Here is an 11,752-nt window from a genome sequence, read left to right as displayed (position 1 = left end):
GCGCATCGATAAACAAATTTTCTTATGTTTATTAAGTCAATTTCCGGTGTACACTGCCTAAAAGAGCCGCCTACACTCCGACCAAGCCAATCACTCCACTGGCACCAAGATCTGCTCTGAAGGGCTCGGCATGCGCATTTTTAATTCTTCCCGGGCCACTTTCTCCACACGGCTATAGGCAGACCAAGCCCCCCGCTCAAGCAGCAGGCGCTCCTGCTCATAACGCAATTCATCGCGAGTCTTTTGTGCGCGGCCTAGCTCTGCGGTCAATTCTCTGCTGCGCTGAGTCGAATACACCACTGCCAAGGCCGAGGCAATTGCACCCACCCAGAGCACAGCAATGCCAAGAAACGACCGTATTGGCACAGAATCAGCACCCACCCTGCTTTTCGGCAACCCGCATCACCGCACTGCGCGAGCGCAGGTTTTCATCCACCTCAATGGTGTTAGCCTTGACCGCTTTGCCCACTGAACGCAGGGGCTTCGCGATTTGGCTATCCATTACCGGAAGTCCGCGCGGCAATTTGGGTCCGCGCTCTTTTTCGCGGATAAAGCGCTTGACCATGCGATCTTCCAGCGAATGGAAGCTGATAATCACCAACCGGCCTCCCGGCGCGAGCAACTGCAGAGACTTCTCCAACGTACTCTGCAGGTCGTTCAGCTCACCATTCACATGAATGCGAATAGCCTGGAAGACTCGAGTAGCCGGGTGCTTACCCTTTTCCCAAGCTGGATTGGCTGCCTTCACTACCTCAGCCAAATCCAAAGTTCGCTCGAAGGGCTTTTCAGTGCGACGGCGAACGATGGCTGCGGCCATTCGCCGCGCGAAACGCTCCTCGCCATATTCTTTAAACACCCGGACCATCTCATCCTCGGCCTCGGTATTCACCCACTGCGCTGCGCTGATACCCCGGCTAGTATCCATACGCATATCCAGCGGCCCGTCCTGCATAAAGCTAAAGCCGCGCTCAGCCTGATCCAACTGGGGAGATGAAACCCCTAAGTCCAACAGGATTCCGTTAACACTTCCCGCCCTCTCGCCAACAGCGAGATCCATATCGGCAAAGGAGCCGTGCCAAATTGAAAAGCGCGGCTCAGCAGCAAAACGCTGCTGCGCATAGTCAATCGCCTGGGGGTCTTTATCCACAGCCAACAATTGCCCCTTGGGGCCCAGTTGTTCGAGGATCGCAGCGCTGTGTCCACCGCGCCCAAAGGTCCCATCCACATAGAAACCTTCGGTGTCAGTCACCAGAGCGTCCACGGCCTCGCGCAACAACACACTGCGATGCAATTCTTGAGACACTCGGTGTACTCCTTATAAAGAAAGGGAAGCCATTTCCTCGGGCATTCCCTCCTCGTCGTCACTATTATCGAGCCAGGACATCCATCGTTCCTCGCTCCAAAGTTCTAATTTCTTGCCCTGCCCCACGAGCATCAGCTTTTTCTCCAGCCCCGCATATTCGCGCAGAGTAGGAGGGATCAAAACGCGGCCATTGCCATCCACCTGCAGCTCACAGGCATAACCAATCAGTAATCGCTGGGCCCGGCGCGCCACCTTATTAAAGCTGGGAAGAGCCTCGACTTTAGGCAAAATTTGCTGCCACTGCGGCGCCGGATAGACCAGCAGGCAACGCTCCTCTGTATGAGCTGTGATCACCAGGCTACCGGCGCACTCCTCCAGCAAGCGGTCGCGGACCTTCGCCGGTATCGCCAGACGCCCCTTGGCGTCCATATTGATTGCATGGCTGCCTAAATACACTTTGTGAGTTCACTCGCTCTGCTAGGCGATTGTCGCGGTAGACCCCTTCATCCAGCGGGCCGATAGCGGGAAAAATTTAAACTTACGCCGCACTGTGTAAATGCCCACTTACCGGCGACGAATAAACCACAAAGTTCCACGAATTTCCACTTTTACCCACTCTCGACACTATAAAACTGGTCGACACAAAGTCAAGGAAATCGACCGCAAAGTCCGCATAAACCCCAGTAAAATCGGGGTCTACAGCAAAGATGGGAGTAATGACATATAAATCACTGTCACAAAGTAACAAAATGGAGTGGGCACCCACTTACAAAATAGTCAACCATATTAAACTAGCCGCCACAGCACCAGTAAGCGCGCCACGATCAAAAACAGAGGTACATCCGTTCCATTCTCCGCCAAAGGCTATGCCAAGCTAGAGGGAGCAAAATAAAAAGCCCGGCGGATGCCGGGCTTTAGAAATGTGTGAGCTGGCCTGTAAGCCGGGTTCTGTCGAGGACAACCATTCATCTGGGATGCCTGTCACCAGACACCTCAAGCGACCTACCCGCCCTCAGTGCGGGTCACACCTATAGAGGGCCTATTTGGTCTTGCTCCGAACGGGGTTTACCGTGCCGCGGACTGTTACCAGCCGCGCGGTGCGCTCTTACCGCACCCTTTCACCCTTACCTGTGCTTCCCCAGACCAAAATCGAGGGAAGCCATCGGCGGTCTACTCTCTGCTGCACTTTCCGTAGGCTCGCGCCCCCCAGGCGTTACCTGGCGTTCCACCCTATGGAGCCCGGACTTTCCTCCACCGCACAAGGCGACAGCGATTGCCCGGCCAGCTCGCGGCGAAGAGTAATGAGGCGACAGCCGGAATGCAACAGGCATTTTCCCTGAACCGCGAAAGACAGCGCCTTATTTTTGCTCCAGGCTCCAGTTATACAGGACCTTCTTATTAACACCGGTAATCTCCGCAGCAATAGCGGCGGCCTTTTTCGGTGGTAACTCGGCCAGCAACAGAGTCATCACTCGCTGCGCCTCTCCATCCAGCGCATTGTCGCGGCGACGCTCAGCACCACGCACCAACAATACAATCTCTCCTCGCTGCTGATTACTGTCGGAACGTACCCAATTTACCAACTCACCCAAAGGCATCAACTGGAATGTCTCGAAGGCCTTGCTCACCTCCCGCGCTATGACCGCTTCGCGCTCAGCGCCAAAAACCTCTGCCATCGCCTGCAAGGTATCTGCGACCCGGTGGGGCGCCTCATAGAAAACCAGAGTGCGACTGTCTGATGCCAACTCCTGTAATGCTCGCTCACGGGGGCCGGATTTGGCGGGTAGAAAACCCTCAAAGCTAAAGCGGTCACTGGGCAAGCCGGCAGCACTCAGCGCGGCGACAAAGGCACAGGCGCCTGGGATAGGCACCACGCGAATACCCTTTTCTCGCGCCTCGCGTACCAGACGATAGCCGGGGTCGGAGATTAGTGGGGTACCGGCATCGGAGATCAGCGCCACCGTTTGCCCTTGCTCCAGGCGCTGTAGTATCTGTCCCGTACGCTTACCATCGGAATGATCGTGATAGGCCATTAGCGGCGTATCGATATTGAAATGGGAAAAGAGTCTCTGACTGTGACGTGTGTCCTCTGCCGCAACCAGATCGGCGCATTGTAGAACTTCAATCGCTCGCGGTACCATATCGGCCAAATTACCGATGGGCGTAGCAACAATATATAGCAGCGCCTGATCCGGCCCCATAGCTGTTCACTCCAAATATAAATATTGCGGGAGAAGAATATGTTCGCCTCTTCCCGGCGTACCTCTACTGTGATCACCAGCGTGGCAGCCGCCGCCCTGACACTGGCCTTAGCTGCCTGCCAGACTCCAGCCTCACGGCCTGGGGGCTACCAGCCCTCCTATCCGGCAAACCACCAAGTCAGCCGCAGTGATGCCCTGCGGCTGCTGCGCCGCGCAGATACCCTGCCGGCACCCGCTAGGGACCAACAGCGTCTGCAAGCGGCGGCTATTCTATACGAGCTGGGCGACAAAGAGACGGCCAAAGACGCAGTAACCCTAATAATTCCCGAGCAGCTCGACGACACTCTGTTTGCCAGCTACGCCCAGGTTTACGGCCACCTACTGGTTGATAATGACGATTTCTTCGAGGCTTTAGACCTAGCAACCTCGACGCGCCTCGACAGCGTCTGGAGGCAACTACCCCACGATACCGCCCTGCCGTTGCGAAACCTGCGTGCCGACCTATGGGGGCTTTTGGGAGACTTGGATAGCGCTATATCTGAGCGCCGCGAGATTTCCTACCTGGCCCAATCTGATGAAAGCATCACCGAGAACAACAACGGTTTCTGGCAGCTGTTAACCCAGCTGCCCTCCAGTGAACTTCAGCAGCGCGCTAACAGTAGCAGCGATACCCAGATGCGCGGCTGGTATCAGCTCGCCCTGCTGGGGCGCGATACCCAGGCCGATATCAGCTCTCAACTCACCGCCCTGAGCCGCTGGCGGGAGCGCTGGCCAGCACACAGTGCCAATTCCCACCCACCCGAGGCACTGCAACTACTCGAACGCCTAGCTGCGCAGCGGGCAGATAATATTGCCTTATTACTGCCTATCAGTGGCTCACTGGGCAGTGCCGGCCGCGCGATTCGCGATGGTTTTATGGCCGCCCACTACACCGCCTTAAAAGCTGGTGCAGCAACGCCTCGGGTATTGGTGTACGACACCGGTACCGAACAACCTTTCGAGGAGATTTATCAAAATGCTGTAGACGCGGGAGCGCAGTTTATTGTCGGCCCACTCGATAAAAGTAAGGTCGCTAACTTACTGGCCACTGAAAAGTTACCCGTCCCCACACTCGCGCTGAACTATGGAGACAGGGGCCGACTTACTGGCGACCTGGTCCAATTTGGACTGGCAGTTGAGGATGAAGCTCGCCAGATTGCTCGTCACGCCTATCGCCAGGGACATCGCCAAGCGATGGTTTTGAGCACCAATAGCAGCTGGGGACAGCGTGGTGCCGAAACGTTCGTGGAGGAATGGCAGCAACTTGGCGGCTCCGTAAGCATCAATGAAACCTTCACTAATAACAGCAAATTTTCTGACCTGGTCAGCGATGTCCTACTCATTCCCGACAGTAAGGCACGCAAGAAGGCACTCCAGGGACGCCTGTCGGCGCCACTGGAGTTCACCCCACGCCGGCGCGGTGATGTCGACATGATCTTTGTTGCCGCCCTGCCGCAGCAGGCACGACAGCTCAACCCCATGTTGACCTACTTCTATGCTGGAGACCTGCCGGTTTATGCGACCTCACATGTTTTTGCCGGCCAGGCTAACCCAAATCGCGATCGAGATATCAATGGCGTGCGCTTTACCGCACTGCCCTGGTTGTTTGAAGACAGTGAAACCAAACGGAATATCGAAGAGCAGGTAGCCCCGCAGGCTGCATTCGCCCGCCTTTACGCTCTGGGCGCAGATGCTTTCCGTCTCTACCCGCGTCTGCCAATGTTGCGCCAGTTCCCAGAGCAAAAAGTTCACGGCCTCACCGGCGCACTGAGCCTAAGCACCGACGGGCGTATAGTGCGCGAGCAGATGTGGGCTCAAATTGAAAAAGGTGTGCCGGTACCGATTACAACCATAGAACCCCCGATGCCAGCGCGACAACCCAGCCTGCAAGCGGATAATAGTGAAACTTTTTAAAGGCTCCGCAGGCAGTATCGGCGCCCACATGGAGGGCGCCGCGGCACGCTATTTACAGCGTGCCGGACTCACCCTGATCGAACGAAATTACCGAAGTCGCCACGGAGAGATAGACCTTATCGCCCGTGAAAGCGATACTGTAGTGTTTGTGGAGGTGCGTTTCCGCCGCAACAACCGTTTCGGCGGGGCCGGAGCCAGTGTAGATATTCGCAAGCAACAGAAACTGCTCGCCACTGCTCACGGCTATTTGCAACAACACAAACTGGACTGTCCCTGCCGCTTCGATGTCCTTGCTATAGAGGGCGATGCGCAAAACATTCAGTGGATTAAAAACGCCTTCGAAGCTTGAGGCAAAACCGAGATTTACCTTGCCAAGTATGGCGAACCCCAGTTCGCCAGTATTAAGGACACAATGGAACAGCGAGTCGTAACCCTTTTTCACCACAGCCTGGAAGCCACCATGAACGCCGGTGAGATACTGGCGCCCCTGATTGCGGAAGCCAGTGAAATGGTGGTGCACACACTGCTGGCAGAGAGCAAGGTGCTGCTCTGCGGCAATGGGGTCAGCGGCGCCCTGGCACAGAGTTTTTGCTCTCAACTTACCGGGGGGTTCCAGCGTGAGCGCCCAGGCCTGCCCGCCATGGCCCTTAACAGTGACGGCGTCTCCATGGGCACCGTTGCGCAAAATCACGGCAGCGCCGATACCTTTGCGCACCCAGTGCGCGCACTGGGACAACCCGGCGACCTTTTGGTAATTATCAGCAGTGATGGTCGCGACTCAAATCTCGTTCAAGCCATGCGCGCTGCACGGGATCGCGATATGGGCATACTGGCGCTGACCGGTGGCGACGGTGGCGATTGTGCAGCCCTGCTAGACACACACGATATTGAACTGCGAGTGCCCTCTGATGTCGCAGCAGAGGTACACCAGGTGCACCTTCTGACTATTTTTTGCCTGTGTGATCTAATCGACAGCAGCCTTTTTGGTGGCTACGAGGACTGAACCATGAAAAAAAACCAGCTTTCCTTGGGAAAACGCCTTCTCTCTGCCCTTGCCGCAACCGCATTACTCGGTGGCTGTAGCACCGTTATGGAGGCCACCCACGATGGCCCCATTCAACAAGATCCCGGCAAACGCTCACTGGGCACCTATATCGATGACGAGAGAATCGAAACCATAGTGACGGTCAATATCAATAAGGCACATCCGGATCTGAAGACCTCAAATATCGATGTGACCTCCTTTAACGGAGTCGTACTACTCACTGGACAGGTGCCCGATCAAGAACTGCGCCTACTCGCTGGGCGCACTGCCAACCAAGTACAAAATGTTCGCCAGGTTTACAATGAAACTCAGGTTCGCGGTAAAGTTACTTTTCTAGCCTCTACCAGCGATGCCTGGCTGACCACCAAGGTCAAAACCAACTTACTCGCTCACAAAGAAATTGATGGTGCACGCATTAAAGTCGTGACGGAAAACGGAGTGGTTTACCTGATGGGGCTGCTCACCCCAGCCGAGGCCGAGCGCGCTGCTGATCTCACCCGCTCAATTGGCGGAGTTCAAAAAGTGGTGAAAGCGGTGGAATATATCAACTAACAACTCATCCACTGCGCGCTACTGTAGCTAGGCCTTAATAAGAGCCTGGTGATATCGGTCAAAAAGAACAAGCGCAAAAAAAACGGAGGCTTTTGCCTCCGTTTTTTATTTCTAACTATCGCGCGGGACCTATACCCGCTCAATCGCTACTGCTGTGGCCTCACCACCGCCGATACAGAGGCTCGCCACCCCTTTTTTTACATCGCGCTTTTCCATCGCCGCCAGCAGGGTGGTCAGGATGCGGGCACCGCTCGCGCCCAAAGGATGCCCCAATGCGCAGGCGCCGCCATTCACATTGACCCTCTCCCAGGGCAGATCCAGCTCGCGCATGGCCGACATGGTCACCACAGCAAAGGCCTCATTGATTTCAAACAGGTCTACATCGCTGACGGACCAACCAGAGTTTTCCAGCAGCTTGTGCATGGCGCCCACCGGAGCGATGGTGAACCACTCGGGTTCGCGGGCAAACTGAGCCTGTGCCTTGATCACCGCCAACACTTTGAGACCGCGCTTCTCCGCTTCGCTCTTGCGCATCAGCACCAGGGCGGCGGCGCCGTCAGAAATAGAGCTGGAGTTGGCCGCGGTGACAGTACCATCCTTGCGGAAGGCCGGCTTCAGCTGGGGAATCTTATCTGGGCGGGCATTGCCGGGGGCCTCATCCGTATCAACCTTTACCTCGCCCTTACGAGAAGCGATGGTCACTGGGGCGATCTCACGAGCAAAACTGCCACTCTCGATGGCTGCCTGGGCCCGAGCCAGGGATTCCAGTGCGAAAGCATCCTGCTCCTCACGGGTAAAGCCATATTTTTCGGCCGTGCTCTCGGCAAAGGTGCCCATCAACTTGCCATCTGCCGCGTTTTCCAGGCCGTCAAGAAACATTGAATCCTTGACCTCGCCGTGTCCCAAGCGCATGCCGGAGCGAGCTTTGGCCAGCAGGTATGGGGCATTACTCATGCTCTCCATACCGCCGGCAACGATGACTTTGCCTTCACCCAAGAGTAGTGCGTCGCGGGCCATCATCACGGTCTTCATACCGGAGCCGCAGACCTTATTAACTGTGGTAGTGGGCGTGCCTTCGGGAATACCCGCAGCCAGGGAAGCCTGACGGGCAGGCGCCTGCCCGACACCGGCCGGAAGCACACAGCCCATCAGTACTTCATCGACATCGGCAGGAGACACGCCGGCGTCTTCCAGCGCCGCGCGTATGGCCGCGGCGCCCAGCTGCGGCGCGCTCAACGCCGACAGGCTCCCCTGCATAGCACCCATTGGGGTGCGTGCCATTCCAACGATCACTACTGGATCTGAGGTTACATCGCTCATTCTGTCTGCTCCCAGTTCAGCGCCACCATCCCTGTCTTGGCGGCAATTGTTTTTAATGTCGCGGCATTATAGCCGAAGCCATACCCCGTTCCGCCAGAACCCCGGGGCAATACGTCTCGATCGCCACGGGGGCATGTTACTATCGACGCCAATCACAAGAAAAAGTGGCGAGGGGATTATGGAGATTTCAAGCATCGTCGTTCTGGTTGTTTTGGCCGCACTGTTGTTCTACGGGATCGGCATCTTCAACCGGCTGGTATCCCTAAAAAATCGCAACGAGAATGCCTTCGCTCAGATTGAGGTGCAGCTTAAGCGCCGCCACGATCTGATCCCCAACCTGGTGGAAACCGCCAGGGGCTACTTACAGCATGAGAGGGATACCCTTGAAGCGGTGGTCAGTGCACGCAACACCGCCATTAGCGACCTGAAAGCCGCGGCAGCCAGCCCCTCCAACGCCAGCGCGATCGACAACCTCGGCCGTGCTGAAAGTGCCCTAAACAGCGCTCTGGGCCGCTTCAATGCTGTTATGGAGGCCTATCCAGATCTCAAGGCCAACCAGAACATGATGCAGCTCAACGAGGAGCTGAGCAGCACCGAAAATAAGGTTGCCTTTGCCCGCCAAGCCTTTAACGACGCAGTCACCAATTACAACATTTACAAACAGAGCTTTCCCCCCGTTCTACTGGCGGGATTCTTTGGTCACCGCGCCGACGGCCGCTTACTGGAGTTTGCCGACAGCGAAGCCATCCAGGTAGCACCACGAATCGAGTTTTAAGCGATGAACTTCTTCGAGTACCAGGATAAGGCCAGGCGCAACAGCGGCTTGTTAGTCGGACTCTTTACTTTGGCGTTAATTCTGCTGGTTGGATTGACCACCTTGGTGGCTGCCGCTGCGGTTTCGTATTCCCGCGGCCAGGCTTTTTCCCCACTGGCGATCGAGCAGCTGCTCGGCTGGCAGACAGTGGGCTACATAGCACTTACCATTGTGGCTATCGTGGCCCTGGGCAGCCTGTACAAACTGCAGCAGCTGGCCGCCGGCGGTAAAGTGGTAGCTGAGTCGCTGGGCGGGCGCAAACTCAATATCGCCCCTCAGGGCCCTGCCGAACAGCGCGCCCTGAATGTGGTAGAGGAGATGGCCATCGCCTCCGGTACCCCGGTGCCAGATGTGTACCTGATTGAAGATCAAGCCATCAATGCATTCGCCGCTGGCTACAAGCCCTGCGATGCGGTGATCGGTCTAACACGCGGCTGCATTGAAAATCTCAACCGAGACGAGCTGCAGGGCGTGGTGGCGCATGAGTTCAGCCATATCCTCAATGGCGACACACGTCTGAATATCCGTATCGTCGGCCTACTGAACGGCATATTGATTATCGGCCTGCTGGGTCACTGGCTGGTGCGCGGCGTCTACCCCAACAGCAGTAATAACCGCGGCCGTATACCCCTGTTTGCTTTGGGCCTAGCTCTGATGGTGGTGGGCTATGCAGGAACATTACTCGGCAACCTGATCAAATTCGCTGTGAGTCGGCAACGGGAATATCTTGCAGACGCCTCTGCGGTCCAGTTCACCCGCAACAACGCAGGTATTGCCAACGCCCTCAAGAAAATTGGCGGCTACAGCACTGGCTCAAACCTCAGCAGCGGCAGAGCGGCTGAGTTCAGTCATATGTTTTTTAGCAGCGGCCTAAAGCGCTCTTTTTTCAACCTGTTCGCCAGCCACCCTCCCCTGAGCAAACGCATAGCGCGGCTAGAACCGAGCTGGAATGGCCTCTACCTCAATGAGCGAAGCTCCACTGCACAAACACAGACTAAAGAAACAAATTCCGGATCAACTATCCATTTCGTCGACTCAGCCCCCTTCCAGGTCGCCCTGGAAGCGGTGGACAACAGTATTGCCTGCCCCAGTGCACAACAAGTGCAATACGGCCGTCAGCTACTGGAATCTATCCCCTCCGCTATCCTGCAGGCTGCTCACGACCCCTTCATCGCTCGTGCTCTGATTTATCATCTGCTGCTGCACAGTGGGGAGAGCGAGCGCGAGACCCAGATGGTGCTATTGAAGAAAATCGCCCATCCCGCGGTAGTAAGAGAAATGCACAAGTTAGCTCCACAACTAAAAGCCCTGCCCGACAATGCGCGCCTGCCGCTTTTAGATCTCTGCGTACCCGCACTCAAAGTACTGGTTCCACAGCAATACCAGGTATTCAAGAGAAACCTGATTAAACTATTGCGCAGCGATGGAAAGATTGAGATCTGGGAGTGGGCCCTGTATCGAGTATTGATGCACGCCATGGAAGAGAGTCCCGATCGGCAACGCCTTTCCAACAAGAAAGGCGCTGGTAACGATGCCTCTCGTTTCCTGATCGCAGCCATTGCCCATGCGGGTAATAGCGAGTACCTACCGGCAAAACGCGCCTACGAGCAGGGGCTAAAGTTTTTACAGCTAGAGGTTACTCCACTGCCAAGCCGCAAAGATATCGATCTGCAGCATCTGGACAAAGCGATCGCTATAGCCTGTCAAATGAAGCCTTTAGAAAAGCCCTTACTGCTAAAAGCGTTGGTTTACACTCTAAACCACAATGGCATTATCAAGGCGGAAGAGATTGAGTTGCTCAGAGCGATAGCGGACAGCCTGGATTGCCCTATGCCGCCCCTAGTATTAAAAGAAAACTAGCCTGGCAAATTATTTACTCTTAAGGAGCGTGGTGCTGATAGATTGGGCCTATGCCCACACTCCATAAAATAACGGAGGTGATTAGCACTGTGACCATCAACACCAAGGCCACGGTCAACACTGCGCAAGCATAAAGAAAGGCCCGCTCTTTATTCATATTCATCAAAATGGGGATGCCTGCAAACACCAGATAAATGGAATACATACCCGCAATTCCGACCGCAGCCATAGTCAACCAGGGGTGTGGGAAAAGCACGACAATGCTGGCAAGAAAAATCGGTGTGGTGATAAAAACGGCGAGTGCTGTACCTTCATAGTGCCTAGTGGGCTCATCCCCCTCGACCCCATAGGACCTAGCCATCCAGTTGATAAATTCCCCTAGGCAATAAACACCAACCAAAAGAGCAAAATAGGTAACGATTGATAAAACCGCCGCACTCTCAGGGGTCAGCTTCGCCAAGTGCCCGCCTACTTCAAACCCTACCCTAGTTACACCAAAATAACCGGCAACTGTAGGTATCAAAGCTAGAAATGGCACATGGGTCATGAATACCTGGAAGAAAGAATGCCTGTCCGCCCGTATAGCCTTCCACTCTTTCTCTGGGTTGGTCAGAATACCAATAGTGTGACTGAGTAACCGCACGCTTATTCTCCCTTTAATACCCTGCTTTGCAGTATCGGGGGTCGGCGCGAAAATAACCAAT

The 11,752-nt window shown here is 55.5% G+C and carries 12 protein-coding genes and 1 other RNA gene; 6 read left to right on the top strand and 7 right to left on the bottom strand.

All coding sequences use genetic code 11. The features are described from left to right. Nucleotides 1-90: 90 nt before the first annotated feature. The 5 genes from ftsL to rsmI form a co-directional block, all read right to left on the bottom strand. Nucleotides 91-366 (bottom strand): cell division protein FtsL, encoded by a 276-nt coding sequence (gene ftsL, locus ACJJI0_RS20905; RefSeq protein ID WP_252082969.1) that lies wholly within the window; start codon nt 364-366, stop codon nt 91-93. A 4-nt stretch (nt 367-370) separates the two neighbouring features. After that, the gene (gene rsmH, locus ACJJI0_RS20900) at nt 371-1,303 is read right to left on the bottom strand and encodes a 16S rRNA (cytosine(1402)-N(4))-methyltransferase RsmH (protein ID WP_444884050.1); all 933 of its coding nucleotides are present in this window, start codon (nt 1,301-1,303) and stop codon (nt 371-373) included. A gap of 12 nt (nt 1,304-1,315) precedes the next feature. Continuing rightward, nucleotides 1,316-1,759: a division/cell wall cluster transcriptional repressor MraZ gene (mraZ, locus tag ACJJI0_RS20895; RefSeq protein ID WP_252082971.1), complete on the bottom strand. Its 444-nt coding sequence runs from the start codon at nt 1,757-1,759 to the stop codon at nt 1,316-1,318. A 465-nt stretch (nt 1,760-2,224) separates the two neighbouring features. Further along, an RNA gene (gene rnpB, locus ACJJI0_RS20890) (RNase P RNA component class A) lies at nt 2,225-2,592 on the bottom strand. 69 nt (nt 2,593-2,661) lie between these two features. Further along, complete coding sequence (rsmI, locus tag ACJJI0_RS20885) at nt 2,662-3,504, bottom strand: 16S rRNA (cytidine(1402)-2'-O)-methyltransferase (RefSeq protein WP_444884049.1); 843 nt, start codon at nt 3,502-3,504, stop codon at nt 2,662-2,664. A 39-nt stretch (nt 3,505-3,543) separates the two neighbouring features. Here rsmI and ACJJI0_RS20880 point away from each other — a divergent pair, with 39 nt between their 5' ends. The 4 genes from ACJJI0_RS20880 (at nt 3,544) to ACJJI0_RS20865 (ending at nt 7,054) form a co-directional block, all read left to right on the top strand. Continuing rightward, a complete protein-coding gene (locus tag ACJJI0_RS20880; RefSeq protein WP_444884048.1) occupies nt 3,544-5,457 on the top strand; it encodes a penicillin-binding protein activator in 1,914 nt (637 codons plus the stop codon). Then, the gene (locus ACJJI0_RS20875) at nt 5,444-5,806 is read left to right on the top strand and encodes a YraN family protein (protein ID WP_252082974.1); all 363 of its coding nucleotides are present in this window, start codon (nt 5,444-5,446) and stop codon (nt 5,804-5,806) included. Before ACJJI0_RS20880 ends, ACJJI0_RS20875 begins: the two co-directional genes overlap by 14 nt. A 63-nt stretch (nt 5,807-5,869) precedes the next feature. Continuing rightward, entirely contained in the window at nt 5,870-6,460 is a 591-nt protein-coding gene (locus ACJJI0_RS20870) for an SIS domain-containing protein (RefSeq protein ID WP_226645585.1), read from the top strand. A 3-nt stretch (nt 6,461-6,463) separates the two neighbouring features. Further along, a complete protein-coding gene (locus ACJJI0_RS20865) occupies nt 6,464-7,054 on the top strand; it encodes a BON domain-containing protein (RefSeq protein WP_444884047.1) in 591 nt (196 codons plus the stop codon). Nucleotides 7,055-7,183: 129 nt separating this feature from the next. Here ACJJI0_RS20865 and ACJJI0_RS20860 read toward each other — a convergent pair whose 3' ends face one another. Next, on the bottom strand, nt 7,184-8,374 hold the full coding sequence (locus ACJJI0_RS20860; protein WP_444884046.1) for a thiolase family protein: 1,191 nt from the start codon (nt 8,372-8,374) through the stop codon (nt 7,184-7,186). A 178-nt stretch (nt 8,375-8,552) separates the two neighbouring features. Here ACJJI0_RS20860 and ACJJI0_RS20855 point away from each other — a divergent pair, with 178 nt between their 5' ends. After that, the gene (locus ACJJI0_RS20855; RefSeq protein ID WP_444884045.1) at nt 8,553-9,149 is read left to right on the top strand and encodes a LemA family protein; all 597 of its coding nucleotides are present in this window, start codon (nt 8,553-8,555) and stop codon (nt 9,147-9,149) included. 3 nt (nt 9,150-9,152) lie between these two features. After that, nucleotides 9,153-11,048 (top strand): M48 family metallopeptidase, encoded by a 1,896-nt coding sequence (locus ACJJI0_RS20850; RefSeq protein WP_444884044.1) that lies wholly within the window; start codon nt 9,153-9,155, stop codon nt 11,046-11,048. A 19-nt stretch (nt 11,049-11,067) separates the two neighbouring features. Here ACJJI0_RS20850 and ACJJI0_RS20845 read toward each other — a convergent pair whose 3' ends face one another. Continuing rightward, nucleotides 11,068-11,691 (bottom strand): Yip1 family protein, encoded by a 624-nt coding sequence (locus ACJJI0_RS20845; protein ID WP_252082979.1) that lies wholly within the window; start codon nt 11,689-11,691, stop codon nt 11,068-11,070. Nucleotides 11,692-11,752: the final 61 nt, after the last annotated feature.

The organism is Microbulbifer mixtoriginis (SeqCode), assembly GCF_052466695.1.
This window is presented reverse-complemented; position numbering and strand designations above follow the sequence as displayed.